Annotated in this window: 14 protein-coding genes; 9 read left to right on the top strand and 5 right to left on the bottom strand. The window is 61.3% G+C overall.

All coding sequences use genetic code 11. The annotated features are described in order from the left end of the window. Positions 1–729: 729 nt before the first annotated feature. Complete coding sequence (locus K2Q04_RS11090) at positions 730–2,319, top strand: glucan biosynthesis protein G (RefSeq protein ID WP_291163342.1); 1,590 nt, start codon at positions 730–732, stop codon at positions 2,317–2,319. Next, a complete protein-coding gene (gene mdoH / locus K2Q04_RS11085; RefSeq protein ID WP_291163339.1) occupies positions 2,304–4,277 on the top strand; it encodes a glucans biosynthesis glucosyltransferase MdoH in 1,974 nt (657 codons plus the stop codon). Before K2Q04_RS11090 ends, mdoH begins: the two co-directional genes overlap by 16 nt. Positions 4,278–4,295: 18 nt before the next feature. Here the strand turns inward: mdoH and K2Q04_RS11080 are convergent, their stop codons facing one another. The 3 genes from K2Q04_RS11080 to K2Q04_RS11070 all read right to left on the bottom strand — a co-directional run bounded on the left by K2Q04_RS11080 (position 4,296) and on the right by K2Q04_RS11070 (position 7,652). Continuing rightward, positions 4,296–5,333, bottom strand: a complete 1,038-nt coding sequence (locus K2Q04_RS11080; RefSeq protein ID WP_291163336.1) for a TIGR01620 family protein — start codon at positions 5,331–5,333, stop codon at positions 4,296–4,298. Then, a complete protein-coding gene (locus tag K2Q04_RS11075) occupies positions 5,330–6,778 on the bottom strand; it encodes a YcjX family protein (RefSeq protein ID WP_291163334.1) in 1,449 nt (482 codons plus the stop codon). The genes K2Q04_RS11080 and K2Q04_RS11075 overlap by 4 nt, the downstream gene beginning before the upstream one ends. Positions 6,779–7,154: 376 nt before the next feature. Further along, on the bottom strand, positions 7,155–7,652 hold the full coding sequence (locus K2Q04_RS11070) for a hypothetical protein (RefSeq protein WP_291163331.1): 498 nt from the start codon (positions 7,650–7,652) through the stop codon (positions 7,155–7,157). An 84-nt stretch (positions 7,653–7,736) separates the two neighbouring features. On the opposite strand from K2Q04_RS11070, the gene K2Q04_RS11065 reads away from it, so the two are divergent. Both K2Q04_RS11065 and K2Q04_RS11060 read left to right on the top strand, forming a co-directional pair. Next, complete coding sequence (locus K2Q04_RS11065) at positions 7,737–9,179, top strand: malonyl-CoA decarboxylase (protein WP_291163328.1); 1,443 nt, start codon at positions 7,737–7,739, stop codon at positions 9,177–9,179. Positions 9,180–9,321: 142 nt separating this feature from the next. After that, the gene (locus K2Q04_RS11060; RefSeq protein ID WP_291163938.1) at positions 9,322–10,278 is read left to right on the top strand and encodes a neutral zinc metallopeptidase; all 957 of its coding nucleotides are present in this window, start codon (positions 9,322–9,324) and stop codon (positions 10,276–10,278) included. Positions 10,279–10,392: 114 nt separating this feature from the next. On the opposite strand, the gene K2Q04_RS11055 is transcribed toward K2Q04_RS11060, so the two are convergent. After that, positions 10,393–11,259: an SPOR domain-containing protein gene (locus K2Q04_RS11055; protein WP_291163325.1), complete on the bottom strand. Its 867-nt coding sequence runs from the start codon at positions 11,257–11,259 to the stop codon at positions 10,393–10,395. 365 nt (positions 11,260–11,624) lie between these two features. Here K2Q04_RS11055 and glmU point away from each other — a divergent pair, with 365 nt between their 5' ends. From glmU to K2Q04_RS11030, 5 genes are all read left to right on the top strand, one after another. Continuing rightward, the gene (glmU, locus tag K2Q04_RS11050; protein ID WP_291163322.1) at positions 11,625–13,004 is read left to right on the top strand and encodes a bifunctional UDP-N-acetylglucosamine diphosphorylase/glucosamine-1-phosphate N-acetyltransferase GlmU; all 1,380 of its coding nucleotides are present in this window, start codon (positions 11,625–11,627) and stop codon (positions 13,002–13,004) included. Positions 13,005–13,143: 139 nt separating this feature from the next. Continuing rightward, the gene (gene glmS, locus K2Q04_RS11045) at positions 13,144–14,964 is read left to right on the top strand and encodes a glutamine--fructose-6-phosphate transaminase (isomerizing) (protein ID WP_291163319.1); all 1,821 of its coding nucleotides are present in this window, start codon (positions 13,144–13,146) and stop codon (positions 14,962–14,964) included. A 146-nt stretch (positions 14,965–15,110) separates the two neighbouring features. Then, the gene (locus K2Q04_RS11040; protein WP_291163316.1) at positions 15,111–16,439 is read left to right on the top strand and encodes an SPOR domain-containing protein; all 1,329 of its coding nucleotides are present in this window, start codon (positions 15,111–15,113) and stop codon (positions 16,437–16,439) included. A gap of 44 nt (positions 16,440–16,483) precedes the next feature. After that, positions 16,484–17,308, top strand: a complete 825-nt coding sequence (locus tag K2Q04_RS11035) for a DUF502 domain-containing protein (RefSeq protein ID WP_291163314.1) — start codon at positions 16,484–16,486, stop codon at positions 17,306–17,308. 53 nt (positions 17,309–17,361) lie between these two features. Then, positions 17,362–17,733, top strand: a complete 372-nt coding sequence (locus tag K2Q04_RS11030; protein WP_291163312.1) for a VOC family protein — start codon at positions 17,362–17,364, stop codon at positions 17,731–17,733. Here K2Q04_RS11030 and recG read toward each other — a convergent pair. After that, a partial coding sequence (gene recG, locus K2Q04_RS11025) for an ATP-dependent DNA helicase RecG (RefSeq protein WP_291163309.1) occupies positions 17,730–19,698 on the bottom strand: 1,969 nt, incomplete at its 5' end. The two genes, K2Q04_RS11030 and recG, sit on opposite strands and share 4 nt — an antisense overlap.

The raw sequence follows: 19,698 nt of genomic DNA, 5'->3' as shown, positions 1-19,698 counted from the left end.
TTCGACTTGAGGAATGACGGACGGAACAGACTGTTCAGCCCAACACTCTTCTTTACGTAGTGCTTATTGTTAACCGTCCTCAAACCCGTCTTCAGCGGTGTACGGGCTTCCCCCCGAATGACCGCTCAGGCCGTATCTATAAGCAGATCCGTTTCCGTCCGTGAACAGGATTAGACGTATGAGCGGTGGAATGGCGTGGGATTGTGACTGAAAGGCCACGAGCGCTGAAGTTGCCACACGATGGTCACTCCCCAACCGAATTTCAGACGAATTGATTTTGTTGAGCGGGCAAGCGGTTGCAATTTTAAATCGCTGCAACGTGTGCGCCGAGCACAAGCATTATTATAAAGACGATCCGATCTTCGGCGATTGATTAGTGGAGCACTTTGGGTACGCCTAGAGTATTCCGAAAAGAGATTTTGACTGTGTGGAGATTGCATCACCGAATCAGGGGTGATTCGGGCTAAATTCGGTGTCAAAAGTCTAGTTAGTGCATTAAAGATAAAAGGGAAATTCCGTTTCGGAAATAACTATTCTGGGCTGTGTATGGGCAGTTGAAAAAGTGGTGTCGACCTAATTATCCTCAACGTGAAAGTCACACGCTTCCGGGGTTCCCGTGGAAAATCTGCCACAATCATCCGCTAGCCATTTCGGGACCGGCCGCCGGGGGCGCTTGTGGACAGCGAGAGGGCGGTACGTACGCACCGCAGGGGTTGGCTGATATCGGAAATGACAGGTAATTTTGTTGATCGCCGCACATTGCTCGAAAGGGCAGTGGCGGGAAGTTTTGCTCTTGGGCTCGCTAAGTTGGCCCTGGCAGTCACAGAATCTCACGCCGAGGGAGAATCCACGCCAGCGCCGGCACAGGCACAGCCAAGTCCGCAAGGCATGGCGTTCGGTCAGACCACGTTGAAGGCCGAAGCGAAGAGGTTGGCAGACCAGCCGTTTTCGAAGCCGACCATGGATGCTCTACCGGCGCCCTTCAACAAGCTCTCGTACGATCAATATAGAGACATCCGGTTTCGTTCGGAGAAAGCGATCTGGAAGGGCGAGCATCTCGGCTTTCAGGTTCAGCCGTTCGCGATGGGGTGGCTGTATGATGTTCCGGTCGATCTCTGGATCGTCGAGAACGGAAAGGCGACTCGTCTCGTCGCCGACAGCAACTTGTTTTCCTTCGGTCCGCTCATCGGCCCGGGGCCAGATGCAGCGCCATTCGGATTTTCAGGATTTCGGATTCACGGGCCGATCAACCGTGCCGACGCCTTCGAAGAATATACGGTTTTCCAAGGTGCGAGCTATCTGCGGGCCGTTGGACGGGGAGAGAATTATGGCGCCTCCGCAAGAGGGTTAGCTCTCAACACCGCGCAACCGGGAGGCGAGGAGTTTCCATTCTTTCGGAGCTTTTGGATCGAAAGACCGAAACCGCTCGCAACCGAAATCGTCGTCCATGCGTTGCTCGACAGTCAATCTACGACCGGCGCTTACCGGTTTGCGATCGCACCCGGAGAGACGACGGTAATGGATGTCGAAGCGACTTTGTATCCGCGAGTGGCGCTCAGTCATGTCGGCATCGCTCCTTTGACGAGCATGTTTTTCCACGGACAAGCGAGCCAACGGCGGACCGAAGACTTCCGTCCCGCTGTCCACGACAGTGAGGGTCTGGCGCTGGTGAATGGCAGCGGCGAGCGTCTTTGGCGTCCTCTCAATAACCCTAAGACGCTACAACTCAGCGCTTTCATGGACAAAGATCCGCAAGGATTCGGGCTTTGGCAGCGCGATCGTTCGTTCCGCAACTACGAAGACCTCGAGAGCCGTTACGAACGGCGCCCGACGGTTTGGGTGGAACCTCAGGGTCCGTGGGGCGACGGTTCCGTGGAACTCATAGAGATTCCTATCGAGGATGAGATCCACGACAACATCGCGGTCTACTGGAAACCATCGAAGGGTCTCGCCGCCGGTGGCCCGCATGTCTTCAACTACAAACTCTATTGGGGTCCCGATGTGCCGACGTCGTGGTCGGGCGCCCGCGTCGTCAAGACGCGGGTTGGAGGCGGGAAAAAGCCAGGCAGCATCATCTTCGTCATCGATTTGACAGGACCTTTGGTCAAAGATGCGAAGGACTTGCCCGCTGTCGACCTATCGGCGAGCGCGGGTAAGGTTTCCAACGTTTCTGTCCAGCGGAACCTCGAAATCTCTGGTGTTCGAGTGACGTTTGAACTGGCGCCCGGCGACAGCCAACTCGTCGAGCTGCGTTGTGTGTTGAAGGCAGGCGATCAGGCGGTTTCGGAGACTTGGCTCTATCGATGGACGAAGCCGTAAACGAGAACTTCATTGGCGAGGTGCTTCCCGCATCGCCCTATTCCAGTCATCGTCGCGACGCCGGTCCGTGGCGGCACTTGCCGCATTCGGCGCCGCTCGACATGCCTGTCCAGGATTTCGCTAAGCCGGTTGAGGTTGTCGCCGAAATCAGGCGGCGGGGATATTGGGTGCCTCGTACGGCGATCTTCGCCGGCGCCGCGGTGCTGACGGCAGCTTTCGCCCAGGAACTCTTCAGCATCCTGTCGTTCGTCGTCATTACGCCAGTGCAGTTCCTCTTTCTTATTCTATCGACGATCGCATTCGGCTGGATTGCGATCGGCAGCTTGAGTGCCGCTCTCGGTTTTCTTCCGCTCTTCACGGGTGAGCGGCCCGACACCATCGAGCCGCCGCTCCCGACGTCGCCTTTGACGTCGCGCACCGCGCTGCTCTTTCCTGTCTATCATGAGGACCCGGCGCGTATTGCGGGCGCCGTCGAAGCGATGGTGCGTGAGCTCGAGCACCTCGGGCGGAATCAAAATTTCGATGTGTTCATCCTCTCCGATACGCGCGGAGAAGAGGACGGCGCAAAGGAAGCAGCTGTCTATCGCGCTCTCAGCGGGCAGCTCGATGATATCGCATCGGTCTATTACCGGCGGCGCATCAAAAACACCGGGCGGAAGTCCGGCAACATCGCAGACTGGGTCGAGCGGTTCGGCGCGGCGTACGAGTCGTTCATCATTCTCGACGGCGACAGCGTGATGTCGGGCGGCACGCTTGTTTCGCTGGCCGCCGCCATGGAAGCTGATCCCAAGGCCGGTCTCATCCAGACGGTGCCGCGCCTCGTCGGCGGCGAGACGCTGCTACAGCGCCTTCAGCAATTCGCCTCCAATACCTATGGTCCAGCGGTCGCCGCGGGTCTCGCATTCTGGCATCGCGACCAGGGCAACTATTGGGGCCACAACGCCATCATTCGTACGGCCGCGTTCGCCGAGGCTGCCGGGCTTCCCGAGCTTGCCGGCCGCAAGCCGTTCGGCGGCCATATCATGAGCCACGATTTCGTCGAGGCCGTGCTGCTTCAGCGCGCGGGTTACGGCGTGCATATGATGCCGTCGCTGGAGGGCTCCTACGAGGGGATGCCGCCCAACATCATCGACGTCGTCGTGCGGGACCGGCGCTGGGCGCAGGGCAATCTGCAACATCTGGCCATCGTCTCGCAGCCGGGTCTGACGCCGATGGGACGGCTGCACCTCGGCATGGGCGCTGCCTCCTACCTGATTTCGGGCGTATGGGCGATGTCGCTCGTCGTCGGCGTCGTGCTGGCGCTGCAGGGCCAGCAGATGATCCCGAGCTATTTCCGGGACGATAAGACTCTGTTCCCGATTTGGCCGACCATCGATCCAGGCGCCGCCTTGCGTCTCTTCCTGGCAACCATGATCGTCGTGCTGCTGCCGAAAGCGCTCGGTCTCTTGCTCGCGTGGCAGCAGGCGCGGAGAGAAGGGACTTTCTTCGGGGCGGTCCGAGTGACGATCGGCGTTTTGGTCGAGACGGTCTACTCGATGCTGATCGCGCCGATCTTCATGGTGACGCAGACGGTCGGCGCAGCTGAAATTCTGGCCGGTCGCGATTCGGGCTGGAACGCGCAGAAGCGTGGCGACGGCGCGCTGACTTTCGACGATGCGATGTGGTTCGCGCGCTGGCATACCGCGATCGGCGGCATCGTCGGCGCGATTGCCTGGACCGTATCGCCCGCATTGCTCGCCTGGATGTCACCGGTGATTCTGGGTCTCGTACTGGCGGGTCCCGTCAGCTGGCTGACATCGTTGAAGGCGGGAGCGTTCGAACGATGGGCGCTCGCGACGAATGAAGACCGGAAGCCGCCTGCGGTTCTCGTCGACGCCGGGCACCGGTCGCGCGATTGGGCGCGTAAGATCGCGACGCCGGGTGGCCTGACGCAGCAGCCGGATGCGGCCGCGGCATAGCCGGGCGCGTCTTCTTCTTCAGACTTGTTTCTCAGACTTGTCGGAGCCGCGCAGCGACCGCACGAGTTCATTGAAGATTTCGCGGACCCGCAGCGGTTCGGCGTCGAGGTAGGGAAGAGGACGGATCACCTCGACGGCGACGACGCCGAGACGGGAGGTCAAAGCGCCGTTGAACGCGCCTTCTCCAAGCCGCCGCGATAGCCTCCGCAAGACGTCCTGGCCGACAAACTGGCCGAGAAGATCGTCGGTCATCGCGATGCCGCCGGTTGCGATGATGTGGCCGACCACGAGCCGGGCGAGGCGAAGCGCGCCGAGGACTCCGGGCCTGCCGCCGTAGAGCCCCGCGATCGCGCGAAACATCCGCACGTTCTCTACAAGGACGAAGCCCATGGCGATCCACATGATCGGGGAGAGCGCGGTGACGGTCGCGACGCGTTTCGCCGATTTCAGGATGACACGCCGGCTTTCGGCATCGATGGGGCGGAGAAGTTCGCGGTCTGCCAGACGCAGCAACTCGCCCGGTTCGAGCACATCGCCAGTATGGTCCTTCACGCGCGCGAGGCCCCACGCCAGATCCGGGCGGCCGCGGTAGTGAGCGAGAAGTGCTGTGACGGCCTTCCGTTCGCCGGGGAGATTGGGTTGCGCGATGGTGTCCCGGACGAGCGCGCGGAGTTTCGCAAGCCGTCTAAGTCGCCTGAAACCGATGAGTTCGCGCAACACTATGCCGAGCAGCGCCAGGGCGATGATCGTCATCAAACCGAAAGCGACCCAGCCGACCCAGTCCTGGCGTTCGAGCGCGATCGAGACGAACCGCGTGAACCACACGCCTGCGGCTAACGACGCGAGGGCCGCCATCGCGGAAAAGAGAATGCTGCCGAAACGGAAGCCGCGGTTGATATCGCTCACCGTCAGGCGCCCTGCTGGAACGGAGGCGCGTCTCGAGGTGACCGCGCCGCCGCCCGCGATGTCGTCGTCGAGCTCCGGTTCGTCGGCGATGTCGTCGGGCGTAAAGACGCGAGGTTTTCTCGGCGGCGGCTGATCGTTCTCGAATGTCATGCGAGATAATCCGAAATCAGGAAGTCGAGCGCGCGGTCCAATCTGATATGCGGAAATGCGGCCGGCTTGCCATCGGAAAGCGTGTCGACGAGCTTCGGCGGGGCAAAGCGGACGAGTTCGAGGGACGCAGACTTGGCGTGTCGCGCCGCGTTGAGGGCAGCTGCCGGATCGGCCGGAAGGTCGCCGGGGAAAATTGCGGCTTCCTTGACGCCGTCGAAGGTGATGTTGCCGATCCGCTCGCCTTTGATCGGCGTGCCGCGAAGGCAGGGCAGAATTTCCCCGCCTTGTTTGGCCGTCGCCTCGCGCGTTGCACGCAGCGCCGAGAGGGCCAACGCGTGAACGCCGGCGCCTTCGGTTTGCGCGCGGGTGACGGCTTCGTCGACGATCGCTTTCAGGAGGGCTTCGAGGCGGTCGTGGCTTGAAGCGGGAAGATGATCGGCCTTCGTCGCTGCGAAGAGGACGCGATCGATCTTGCGCCCGAGAAACATCGAGAGCCACGAATTGGCGCCGGGCCGGAAGGCCTTCAGGATATCGGTCATGGCGTGTTCGAGATCGCCCACCGCTTCGGCGCCGCGATGAAGGGCAGTCAGGACGTCGATCAGCACGATCTGGCGGTCGAGGCGCGCGAAGTGATCGTTGAAGAACGGTTTGACGACGGACGACTTATAGCTTTCGAAGCGGCGCGTCATCATCGCCGCGAGAGATCCGCGCGGCAGGCGCTCGTCCGACGCGAGCGGCATCGGAAAGAATGTAAGCAGTGGAGAGCCTTCCAGTTCGCCAGGCAGCAGGAAGCGGCCGGGGGCGAGCGTCGATTGTGCGCCGCTGTCGCGCGTCGCGCGCAAGTAGGAGGTGAAGAGCTTGGCGCCCGTCATGGCGATCTGCTCGTCCTCCGCTGCGGCGGGGTCGGTGCCGGCGAGAAAGGCGAGAAAGGGTTTGGCGAATTCGGCGCGGGACGGCGCGTTGGCGAATTCCAGTGCTTCATTCGAAAACGCCCGGTAATCCTGGTCGAGGAGGGGCAAGTCGATCAGCCATTCGCCGGGATAATCGACAATGTCGACGTGAAGCTTCGAAAGGCCGATGGCCCGCTTCAGGGCGTAAGCCGAGCGATATTCGATGGTGACGCGCAATTCCGAAATGCGCTTCGTGCTCTCGGGCCATGATGGCGGAGTGGACAGCAGATCCGCGAGGTGGGCTTCGTAGTCGAAGCGGGGAACGCTATCGTCGGGCTGCGGCTCGAGGTAGGCGCGGACGATGCGGCGCTCGGCGTCGGGCGCAAAGAACGGCAGGCGTCCTCCCGCAACGAGATTGCGAACGAGAGCGGTGATGAAAACCGTCTTGCCGGCGCGCGACAGTCCGGTCACGCCCAGACGCACCGACGGCGTCAGGTAATCGGTGAAACGCGCCTGGGCGTCTTTCAGAAGTTCGGAATAGGAGATCTCTGCCAAGTGGTGCCGCGCATGAGCCAAAAGAAAAGGGAGCGGAAAGCCCCCTTTAAGTGGCGTAACTTGCGGGCGTCGACAAGGCGCTTCCGGAGGTGTGCACGGCGGCCTAGAGCGGCTAATCCGTGAAAGCCGCTCAATCTGCAGCGACTCAACCGTAGAAAACGACGGCGACGCCGGCCGCCAGAACAACGACGGCCATCAACATGATGGCGCTCGATCGAAGAAACTCAGCCACGGCCCACTCTCCCTTAGTCCGGTTCACAACTCGTGTTGGGACCTAGAATAGACTTAGGGATTGAATAGGCCGTGAAGCAGGAGTTCAGCCAACGTTCATTCGTCGCGCGATGATCTGACCGACGGTGGAGATAACGCCCGAGACTTAGGCGTCGTGGGCTTTCCGGACTTCGAAAATTTCCATGATGCGGCAGCCGCGATGCGGGCCGTCGACGACGAACGTCCATTTGCCCTCGGTGAAGGTGTCGCACATCTTAACGCCCTTCACGAGGATCCAGTGCCCTTCTTTGCCCTTATGGATGGCCAGAATGTAATACGCCCAGGCGTTCCGCGGCTTTTGCATCCAGGTCCAGAGCGTCGGGCGTTCCTTGCGGGCGCGATGCATGTGGCTTTCTTTGAGCTCCATGCGGTACCCGAAATAGGAAAGGGCAGCTTCGACCTCGTCGGCGTAGGTTCCTTTGACGACAGGCTTGCGGTGTGGCGGCAACTCGCGGCCTTCGCGAATGACGTCCTCGATCTTGGAGATGCCGAAGCCCGTAATCGCGGAAAGGACATATGGCCCGCAAAATGCGACTCGCCCGGTGTCGTTCTTTGCCGAATCGAGGCTCGACGCCGGCCAGGCGGATGAAAAGCGATCAGCCATAATGAAAATGCCCTATACAAGTAACGACGGGATGCTCGTTCGATACGGTTAAGCAAACGTTAACGATCCAGGAGCCCGGGCCTCATGGCAGAACGCGTGAACGTTTCTTTCTTTCAGGAATTGATGGCGGCGATTGCCGAGCAGGGACGTTCGCTGCTTCCCAAGGCGCTGTTCGGCGAGGCCGGCGGAGAATCGATCGAGGTTCTGTCGCGGGCGCTGATGTCGGGTCGAGGAGAGGCATCCGGTGTGGCGATCGCTCGCCAGCTGCTCAATCAGCTTAAGAAAGCAACGAGCGAAGAACGGCTCCAGTTCTTCCGGTTTCTAGCCGACGATCTACAACCCAATCCTGTGCAGGTGGCGGATGCCGCCAGAGCCTATCTCGATTCCCCGTCGGAAAAGACCCTCGCAAAGCTGCAGAAGGCTTCATATAGCCCGCGGCTCGAATTCTTCCGCCGTTTGAATCTGGCGGCTGGAGCGACCGCGGAAATCGTCGCGCTGCGCAGTGATCTCGTTCGCCACATCAAATCGGACGAAGCGCTCGCGGCCGTCGACGCCGACCTCGAGAGGCTTTTGACGTCGTGGTTCAACCGCGGCTTCCTCGTTCTTCGCCGCATCGACTGGCAGACGCCGGCGGCTATTCTCGAGAAGATCATTGAATACGAAGCGGTGCACGAGATCCGCGGCTGGGATGATTTGCGCCGCCGTCTCGATCCAAAGGATCGGCGCTGCTTTGCCTTTTTCCATCCGGCGCTCGTCGACGAACCGTTGATCTTCGTCGAGGTCGCATTGATGCGCGAGATGCCGGACGCCATTGCGACCGTGCTCGATGGACGCCGCTCGGAGGACGATGCGCCGCCGACGACCGCGGTCTTCTATTCGATTTCGAACTGCCAGGATGGCCTCAAAGGCATTTCGTTCGGCAACTTTCTCTTGAAACAGGTGGTCGAGGATCTCGCGCGGGATGTGGCGAGCCTCAAGACGTTCGTCACGCTTTCTCCGGTTCCAAGCTTCGCGCGCTGGGTTGACCGGGCCCTCGCGAGCGGAAGCGACGTGCCGATCTCGGCCGCCGATCGACAGGCCCTGTCGCGGTTGCGGGACCCGCGTTGGGTCGAGGAGGCGGCGAAGGATGCGCCGGGAACGGAAGAGCTCAAGTCGGCGCTGATGGGCCTTGCGGCTCATTATTTCCTCGTCGTTCGCTCGAGCGACGATCGGCCGGTCGATCAGGTCGCGCGCTTTCACCTTGGCAACGGCGCGCGGCTCGAGCGTTTGAACTGGCTGGCGGACCCGTCCGAGAAGGGGCTTCGCGAGGCGCATGGTCTGATGGTCAACTACCGGTACGATCTGGGCGAGATCGAGCGCAATCACGAGGCGTACGCTTATGACGGCTCCGTGGCGGCATCCCGCGCCGTTCGTTCCCAATTGAAACCGGTGGCCAAGCCGAAGGGGCTTTCGACGATGCCGGATCTTCTCGCGTTACCGGGTGCGGGGAAGGCAAAAAAAGGCCGTCCGGAGGAAACCAAGCCGTAGCGGATATCGTTTCGGATCGGCTCTACACGAACCTTGTAAAGGCCTCTCGCGCGTGCAGTATGCGGCATGGGATTGCGGCCGGCGCACCCGTTGAGGCTGTGCGCCTCGAGCCGCAATGCTTCGTCATTTTTTTGAGGCTGACATGCGCTACGATCAGGACGACCGGGAAAGCAGCAACGTAGAGGATCGACGCGGTCAAGGCGGCGGCGGGGGTTTTCAATTTCCCGGTGGCGGTATTCAAATCCCTCTCGGCGGCAAGGGTGGGTTCAGCCTCACGACGCTGCTGATCATCGGTGCCGTGATGCTGATGTTCGGCATCAACCCGCTCGACGTTTTGTTTGGCACCAACGGCCAGATCAGCATGCCGCAGATGCCGCATTCGGATCGGCCGTCTCGTTCGCCTTCCGACATTCCGGGGCTTCCCGGCTCGCCGCAGAAGCAGGCAGCGGGCGACGACTCAGAAGCGGTCTTCGTCAAACGCGTGCTCGCCGATACCGAGGATGTGTGGAATTCGGTCTTCAAGGGCTTCGGGCGGGATTATCCGGATCCGCCGCTTGTTCTTTATACGGGAATTACCCGCACCGCCTGCGGTGCAGGGCAAGCGGCAATGGGGCCGTTTTATTGCCCGCTCGATCAGAAGGTCTACATCGATCTCGCGTTCTATGACGAGCTGAAGCGGAAGTTCAACGTCAGCGGGGATTTTGCGCAAGCCTACGTGATTGCGCACGAGGTCGGCCATCACGTGCAAAAGCAGCTCGGGATTCTTGACCAGGTTCAAAAGCTCAAAGAGCGGGCCGACGACGAAGCGACAGCCAACCAGATTCAGGTTCGGACCGAGCTACAGGCAGATTGCCTCGCGGGCGTCTGGGCCAATCTCAACGATCAGATGAAGAAGCGCCTGCAACCGGGCGATGTCGAAGACGCGCTCAACGCGGCATCGCAGATCGGCGACGACATGATTCAAAAGAAGATGACGGGCCGTGTGGTGCCGGATGCGTTTACGCATGGATCGGCAGCACAACGCGTTCGCTGGTTCAAAGCAGGTTTGGAGTCCGGCAAGATGGATGCCTGCGACACGTTCAATACGTCCAGTCCGTGAGGGCTAGCGAGCGGCGGTCCCGCTAGACGAGTAATCCGACTGGCGTGTGCACGAATTAAATGAGCAGGAGGACGGGATTGACCCAATGCAATCCCGTCCGTCATCGAGCGGCTCTTATAGCGCGGCGCCCTTGAAGTCGCTGATCTTGCAGCTGACCGATTGGGCCGCGAGCTCCTTGCAAAGTTTCTTCGCATCGGCCTTCGATTTGATCGGGCCCGCAATCAGTCCGAAGCTCGGGTTTGCTGCGGTTCCGAGGTCGGCATAGCGCGGGCTCAGAGTTCCGAGCTGCTCGGCGTGTACCTGGGCAAGCGCGCTCCAGGTAATCCGCAGGCCGTCCACTGAGGAATCCGTGGCGATCTGAATTCCGACCGGTTTCGGCGCCGGCTTTACGACGGCTGGGCCGAAGCTGATCGCGTCACCCGCGTTTGCCGTCTGCGTGCCCTTCGAGATGCTGCCCGTCACGATCGGCGCGCCGACTGGCGGACCAACTTGCGGGCCGACCTGGGGAGCGGCGTTGATGACTTTTGTGGGCGGAGGTCCGTCGGGTGCAGCTTGCGCTTGTGACGCGCCCGAGGCGAAGTCCGGCACGTCGGGCGTCGGCGGCGGCAGCGGAGCGGCTGACGCCGTCTTCGCCGTTTCTTGGCCGCGAACCTTCTCGTCGAGCGCGGCGAGGTGCGCGCTCAGCTGATCCGTTTGCGTCTGATGAGCGACGGCGTTCGCCTTCACGCTGTCGACCTCGATCTGGAGTCTTTCCAGCGATGATTTGAGGCCTTCGACATCGGCCGACACCTTCATCATTTGCGTTTCGCCCAGCATGCGCTCCGCGACGCGGCCACCCGAAAAGTCGGGGAGGATGTGGGGAGCCAGAAACGCTATGCAGAGATAGCCGAGGCCGGCAGCCCCCAGGGTGAACCATATCGCTGCATATGGCGTGGCACCGGTGTTCCTGCGCATCGGCTTTTCGCTTGCAGTCTTGGTCATTGGTCTGTCGTCCTGATGCCTTAGGGGCCGGTCCGCGTGCCGGTCCGTTCGCCCCGAATCGTTTCCACCGTGTGGATGAGGTTGGGTCCGGTGGGCGATTGCCGCAATGCCAGCGAGTGCGTTCGGCGTTAGAACCTGTGGACGAATGCAGACTTGTCGCGAGCCAGCTATCCTTCGGGAACTCTTGGGCAAAGGGCTATCCGCAAAGATGCTTGAGGCGCCCTGTCGCGGGCGAGCAAATCGACACTTCGAGCAGTACTTGCTCCCGATGGATCGCTGGCGGTATGGCATGATGGGCAATCGGGGGAACGCACGGCGTCGGCGCTCGCCCTTCGGCTCACTGCAATGACAAAGCAAGGTTTTCCATGAGTGTCCGGCCCTGTCTCTTCGTCGTGTTAGCCGCGGGCAAGGGCACGCGCATGAAGTCGTCCCTGCCGAAGGTGCTTCACAAAATTGCCGGGCAGTCGATGCTCGCGCACGTCTTGACGACGGCATCGCGCATCGAGGGCGGCAAGATCGCTGTTGTCGTTGGACCGGGAATGGATGCCGTCGGGACGGAAGCGGTGCGAGTGGTTCCCGGGGCGCGGATGTTCGAGCAATCGGCCCAGCTCGGGACAGCGGATGCCGTGCTCGCCGCGAAGCCCGCTCTCGATGAGCAGGGAGCCGATAGCCAGGCTGGGGGCGACGTCGTCGTTCTTTTCGCCGATACGCCGCTCGTCCGGGGTGAGGTCATCGAGCGGCTCCGCGCTGCCCTCGATTCGGGTGCGAACATTGCCGTTCTCGGTTTCAGGCCAAAAGATCCAACGGGTTACGGACGGCTTTTGATCGATGATCGTGGTGGGCTAACGGGGATACGCGAGGAGCAGGATGCGACCGATGCCGAGCGGGACATCGGGCTCTGCAATTCGGGCGTCATGGCATTCCGGGTGCCGCGTCTCTCCGAACTTCTGTCGCGGATCGGCAGCGCCAATGCGAAGGGCGAGTACTATCTGACCGACGCTATCGAGATTGCGCGTCAACAGGGGCTCAAAGCGACAGTCGTCGAGTGTGACGAGAGCGATGTTCTGGGCGTCAACACGCGGGAACAGCTTGCCGTCGCTGAAGGCATTTGGCAGGCGCGCGCCCGTTCGGCGTTCATGCGCGACGGCGTCACGATGGTCGCGCCGGAGACTGTCTGGTTGAATTTCGACACGCGAATCGCGTCCGATGTCTCGATCGAGCCCAACGTGATCTTTGCTGCGGGCGTGACGGTGGAAGAGGGCGTTCAGATCCTTGGTTTTTGTCACATCGAAGGCGCGACGATCGGGAAGGGCGCGCGAATCGGACCGTTCGCCCGCTTCCGGCCCGGAGCGCGGATCGGGGCGAACGTCCACATCGGCAATTTCGTCGAGGTCAAGAATGTGACCCTTGGCGAGGGCGCGAAAGCCAACCACCTCTCCTATTTGGGTGATGGGAGCGTGGGGGCTGGTGCAAACATCGGCGCGGGCACGATCTTCTGCAATTATGATGGATACAACAAAGAGAAAACCGAGATCGGCGAAGGGGCCTTCATCGGTTCGAATACATCGCTCGTTGCGCCCCTGAAAATCGGCGCGGGCGCGTATATCGGTTCGGGGAGCGTCATCACCAAGGACGTCAGTCCGGGGGCTCTGGCGATCGAACGGAGCGCGCAAGAGGAAAGGCCGGGGTGGGCCGAGAAATTCCGGGCGGTGATGTCTCGTCGAAAAGCCGCTCAAAAAAGATGATTATTAACCACGTGCGGATTTTGCAGAAAGCGACAGGGCAAAGAGACAGCGTTCGTCTGAAACATTCTGTGACTTGAGATGATTGTTAACCGCCTCCATCGTTCGCTTTGGGGGAACCTTCTTTGGGGGAGCCGATCCAATGTGCGGGATCGTAGGAATTCTCGGAAAATCGTCGGTTTCGACCAATCTGGTCGACGCGCTCCGGAGGCTCGAATACCGGGGCTATGATTCGGCGGGCATAGCGACGGTCGAGGGCGGCGCGATCGATCGACGCCGTGCCGAGGGCAAGCTACGGAACTTGGAAAAGCGGTTGATCTCGGAGCCGCTCGCGGGCCGTACCGGCATCGGCCATACGCGCTGGGCGACGCACGGCCGTCCGACGGAGCGCAATGCGCATCCGCATATGACGGCGAAGGTCTCGGTCGTGCACAACGGCATCATCGAGAATTTCCGCGAACTCAGGGCGCGTCTCGAAGCCAAGGGGCACAAATTCGAGACCGATACGGACACCGAAGCCGTCGTCCACCTGATCACGGACGAAATGGATCAGGGAGCGGAGCCCGTCGCCGCGGTTCGCAATGCGCTGCATCATCTGGAGGGCGCTTTCGCGCTCGGCATTATTTTCGCGGGCCAGGACGATTTGATGATCGCGGCCCGCAAAGGTTCGCCTCTCGCCATCGGCCACGGCTCGGGCGAGATGTACCTCGGTTCCGACGCCATTGCGCTTGCGCCTTTCACGGACGCTATCACTTATCTTGAAGAGGGCGATTGGGCGGTTCTGCACCGCTCGGGCGCCGAGATCTTCAATCTGGACGGTGAGCGCGTGGAGCGCCCCATCGTCAAAGCAGTAGCGAGCGCTCTTTTGATCGATAAGGGCAACTATCGCCACTTCATGGCGAAGGAAATTCACGAGCAGCCGGAAGTCATTTCGCACACGCTCGCGAATTACCTCGATATGACGACCGCGCGCGTTCGTTTTCCGGATTTGGGCGTCGATCTCGCGAAAATCAGCCGTGTTACGATATCGGCATGCGGTACGGCTTATTATGCCGGGCTCGTCGCCAAATACTGGATCGAGCGTTACGCGCGTTTGCCGGTCGACATCGATGTCGCGTCGGAGATGCGTTATCGCGAAACGCCGTTGCCCGAGCACGGTCTCGCGGTGTTCGTCTCGCAGTCAGGGGAAACGGCCGATACGCTGGCGACCCTTCGTTATGCGAAGGACAACGGCCAACGTATTGCCTCCATCGTCAACGTTCGCACCTCGACGATTGCGCGTGAATCGCACGCGGCGTTGCCAACGCTGGCGGGGCCCGAAATAGGCGTGGCTTCGACGAAGGCTTTCACGTGCCAGCTTGCGGTTCTTGCCTGCTTGGCGATCGCAATCGCCCGGGCGCGTGACAAGATCACGGTCGAACAGGAAATGGCGCTGGTCAAATCGTTGATGGAGGTGCCACGGCACATCGCATCGATTTTGAAGAACGACGAGCCTTTCATCGCGGTTGCCCATGAGCTCGCCAAGGCCCGTGACGTTCTTTATCTCGGCCGCGGTTCGAGTTTCCCGATTGCCCTCGAGGGCGCGCTCAAGCTCAAAGAGATCTCGTATATACATGCCGAGGGCTATGCGGCCGGCGAGCTGAAGCACGGTCCGATCGCGCTGATCGACGAAACCGTACCGGTCGTCGTGGTCGCTCCCGAGGATGATCTCTTCGAGAAGACGGTGTCCAATTTGCAGGAAGTTGCGGCCCGCGGTGGCCAGGTGATCCTCATTTCGGACGCGGCGCCTGAAAAAGCTGGTTGTAAACTCGCTGCCCACATCCAAATGCCGAGCGTCGACACTTTTGTTGCGCCTATGATTTATGCTGTACCGACTCAGCTCATCGCCTACCAGACGGCGGTGCTGATGGGGACGGACGTCGATCAGCCTAGAAATCTGGCGAAGTCAGTCACGGTAGAATAGCTGGCACGGTAGAATAGCTGGCACGTTGGAATAACCGGCTAAAAAAGCCGGAAACGAGGGCGGGGGCCCACAATTTGCCTCGTTCAAATGGTTGCAATACCTTGGTTGCGCGATCTAGAACGTGACCATTGGGGAAGGTACGTACAATGACGCAGTTCCAGGTGTTGGCGCGCCCCATGGCGCTCGCTGCCATCGTGACGTGCGTATATGCCGGCGGCCTCGCAGGCTGGCCATCTGCGGGCGAAGCTGCCAAGGCAAAGCCCGCAAGCCAGGCGGCGCAGGGGCCGAAAGCTGGACAAAGCGCTGGCGGCGACGGTGATGCCGAACAGAAAGCCATTGCTATCGCGGCTGCGAAAAAGGCTTACGACGCCGGGCTGAAGGAATATGCCGCCGGCCGTCACCAAAATGCGATTGGTCAGCTGACGATTGCCGTCAAGGCGGGTGTGCTTTCGGCCTCGGAAATGGCGAAAGCCCTTTATACCCGCGGCCTTGCCTACAAACGAGATAACAAACCCGGCCTCGCTATTTCGGACCTCACAAGCGCGATCTGGTTGAAGAACGGGCTCAGCCCGAGCGACCAGAAATCGGCGATTGCGGAGCGCTCGGAAGCCTATCGAATGGCGGGCCTCGAAGACACGGGCAGTACGCCGGATCAGCGCGTCATCGCCGCCGCAAAACCGGCAGCCGGCGCTACAGGCGCCAAGGTCGTTGCAAATCCAGCGCCGGGGCCCAATGCCGGCTCGGCCGGGCTTTCAGCGGCGGCTATTGCCGAGGCGGCCGGCAGCCAGAGTGGCGCGAGTTCCGGAGATGGGACGTCGGCGACGATTACGCGACAGGATGCCAACAGCGAGGCCGCTCAGGATGCGGCGCGCGCTCGTGCTACCGCAGCGGGTGAGAGTTCGGGCGTTCAATCGATTGCTTCGCCGTCCGGATACGGCGGAGACGCTAGCCCGGTTGCGGCGCCGTCGGGCGGGTCGTCGTTCGGGCAGACGGTCAGCGCCATACCCGGCAACGTCACGGGCTTTTTCTCAAACATGTTCGGGGGCGGATCGTCATCCTCCGCCGCGCCGCCTGCGGGTAGTGAAACGGTGACGACAGCCTCCACATCGGGTGCTCCCGAAACATCGAGTTGGAGCAACGCGACCGTTGTTGCGCCGGGTGCTACCGCAAAGCCCACGAAAGTCGCGCTCGCCGCCGAGACAAAACCAAAGCCGGTTGCGGCCAACGGCAAGTATAAGATTCATATTGCGGCTCTCAGGTCGCGCGCTGACGCCGAGGCATTGGCGCAGAACCTCATCGCCCAGCATGGCTCCGATCTTTCCGATCACGTGCCGACCGTCGATGAGGCCGTCATCGGCAGCATGGGGACGTTTTATCGCGTCCGGATCGGGGGCTATGCTTCGCAGGAAGAGCCTCGCGGTCTCTGCAATAAACTTCGAAGCAGTGGTCTTGATTGTCTTGTCGTGACAAACTGAGGCTCGCCCGGTCTCCATCGGGCTACCAGCTCGAGTAGGAGAGAATGGCCCCACCGTCTGCTCACGACCCCGGCCCTCGCAGTTCTTTGGGCGCCGACGCGAAGACGGATGCACAGCTGACAGCTGGGCTCAAGCGCCTCGTCAGCGATGATGGCAAAACGGGATGGCGGCTCGGGTCGCGGATCCGAAACGCTTTTCTGACCGGTCTCGTCATCGTCGGCCCAGTCACGATCACGCTTTGGATCATGTGGGGCGTCATCCATTGGATCGACGCCTGGATCAAGCCGCTTCTGCCGACGACGTTCAATCCCGATACGTATCTGCCGTTTCCGTTGCCGGGGCTTGGTCTCGTCATCGCCATCGTCGGGCTGACGCTGATCGGCGCGCTCGCCGCCAACCTGCTCGGGCGGACGCTCGTCTCCTCGGGCGAACTCATGATGTCGCGTACGCCGATCGTTCGCAACGTCTACGGGGCACTGAAACAGATTTTCGAGAGCGTGATCTCGACGACGGGCCCGAACTCGAGTTTCCAAAAGGTCGGGATGATCGAATTCCCGTCGAAGGAAATCTGGAGCCTCGTATTCGTGACGGGCGAGACGACGGGCGAGATCAAGGACGCGAAGCCGGGCGGTGCGGAGGATCTTCTGACCGTATTCATGCCGACCGGTATCGTGCCTCCCACCGGGTTCATCTGCTTCGTGCCGCGGGCGAACGTGGTGTTCCTATCGATGACCGTCGAGGAAGCCGCGAAGATCGTTCTCTCGGGCGGCATCGTCATGCCGGACGTAGCTGAGAAGATGAAACGGCTCGCGGCGGCGGAGAAGAAGGCGTCGCGTTTCCGTTTGGGCGGCGACGAGCCCGCCGCGTAATCCCCGGAGCGAACGATAAATTGGATGTCTGTTGTTGACGGGGCTTGGCTGACATGACTGAACCCAAGCTTTTGCCGCACGCGTTCGTGCTCGCCGTACACGACCTCAAGGGTTCGACAGCCTATTTCATCGATGTGCTCGGCTTTGCGAAGGACTGGAACGACGGCGACAACTGGCAGGCGCTCGTGCGCGGCGGCGTGAGGGTGATGCTCGGCCGCTGTCCGAATACCCTCGCTCCGTCCGAACTTGGCGATCACAACTATTTCGGCTTCTTCTCGACGGACGATGTGGACGCCCTGCACGCGGAATTCAAAGCCCGCGGCGCGCGCATTCTCTCGGGTCCTGCCGACAAGCCGTGGGGCTGGCGGGAAATGGCCGTCGCGACGCCTGAAGGGCACCGGATGATGTTTGCGCAGGCGATCTAGGCGGCACGAAACAGGCGAACTGCTTCATCGCATTCGAAGAGATAGAGCAGTGTTCTGAGCGCCTGACCGCGGGCCGACACGAGGTTCGGATCTTTCTGAAGAATGAGTTCGGCGTCGTCATGCGCGGCTTCGAGCAGCGCTTCACGGCCGGGGACCTCTGCGATCCGGAAGCCCGGTGCACCGCTTTGTCGGGCGCCCAGGATTTCGCCGCCGCCGCGAAGTTCGAGATCTTTCTCGGCGATGCGAAATCCGTCCTCAGTCTCTTCCATCATCTTCAGCCGGGCTTCGGCGGTTTCACCGAGCGGCGCTTTGTAGAGCAGCATGCAGAACGATTCACGCGTGCCGCGGCCGACGCGGCCTCGCAGCTGATGAAGCTGGGCCAAACCGAAACGCTCGGCGTGCTCTATGACCATGATGTTGGCGTTCGGAACGTTGACGCCGACTTCGATGACGGTGGTTGCGACGAGAATTTTCAGATGGCCGGCGGCGAATGCCGACATCGTCTCGTCCTTCTCCTTGCCCGACAGTGCTCCGTGCAAAAGGCCGACGCTTTCGCCGAAGATCTGGCGGAGATATGCGAACCGTTCTTCGGCGGCGGCGAGATCGGAAATCTCCGACGTTTCGATCAGCGGGCACACCCAGTAGACCTGCGCACCTTCTTCGAGCTGAACGCGGACGCGATCGATCAGGCGTTCCAGCAATTCCAGCGGCACGGCTTTGGTGACCACGGGTTTGCGTCCGGCCGGTTTTTCGGTGAGCTTCGAGACGTCGAGATCGCCGTAGTGCGTCATCAGAAGCGTGCGCGGAATGGGTGTCGCGGTCATCACAAGGACGTTGGTGTCGCCATTCGATCCTTTCGCTTGCAGCGCCATGCGCTGGTGAACGCCGAAGCGGTGCTGCTCGTCGATCACGGCGACGGCGAGGTCCTTGAACTGCACATCGGATTGAAAGAGCGCGTGCGTTCCGACCAGGATATCGATCTCGCCTGTCGCGAGACGCGATATCACGGCGTCGCGGGCTTTGCCTTTTTCGCGCCCCGTGAGCAGGGCGATCCGGAGGCCTGCCGCGTCGGCAAGCGGCGCGATCGTCTCGATATGCTGGCGGGCGAGCACTTCCGTCGGAGCCATCAACGCGGCTTGTGCTCCGGCCTCAACGGCGACGGCCATCGTCATCAACGCGACCACGGTTTTGCCGGAGCCGACGTCGCCCTGGAGCAGACGCAGCATCCGGTGGGGCGCGGCAAGGTCTTCGGCAATTTCGGCGAGCGCGTTTGTTTGCGATCCGGTGAGCGAAAACGGGAGGGCGGCCGCGATCTTCTCGCGGATTTTCCCGTTGCCGGAGAGGCGCCGTCCGCGTTCCGTCTTCAGGTTTCGCCGTACGAGTGCGAACGCCAGCTGACCGGCGAGGAGTTCGTCATAGGCGAGGCGTTGCCAGAACATGGCGCCGTTCGAGACGTCTTGCGCATCGCCCGGCCGATGGACGCGCACGACCGCTTCGTTGAATTTCGGCCAGTAGCGCGCTTCGAGCCAGCTCTGCTCCTGCCATTCGGGAAGTTCCGGAACGCGTTCGACGGCCTGGCGTGCAGCTTTGAGCGCGATCTTTCCGGAGAGGCCTGCAGTCAACGGATAGACTGGCTCTAGCAACGGCATTTCGTGACGGGCTTCGGGCGAGACGATGTAATCGGGATGCGACATCTGAAGTTTATCGCCGTAGAGTTCGATGCGGCCTGAGACGTAGCGGATTTCGCCTTCGGGCAGCTGACGCTCAATGAATTTATGCTCGGCGTGGAAGAAGACGAGGTCGATGCGGCCCGTGTCGTCTTCGCAGGTGACCTTGTACGGGGCCTTGGTGTTGCCCCGCGGCGAGGGCTTGTGCTTCAGCACTCTCAGTTCGAGCGTGACGATGGTTCCGGGCACGGCGGCTGCGAGTTGGGGCTGGCTGCGCCGGTCGATTACGCCGGTCGGC

It is taken from the genome of Hyphomicrobium sp. (genome assembly GCF_019753045.1).
Taxonomy (GTDB): Bacteria; Pseudomonadota; Alphaproteobacteria; order Rhizobiales; family Hyphomicrobiaceae; genus Hyphomicrobium_B.
This window is presented reverse-complemented; position numbering and strand designations above follow the sequence as displayed.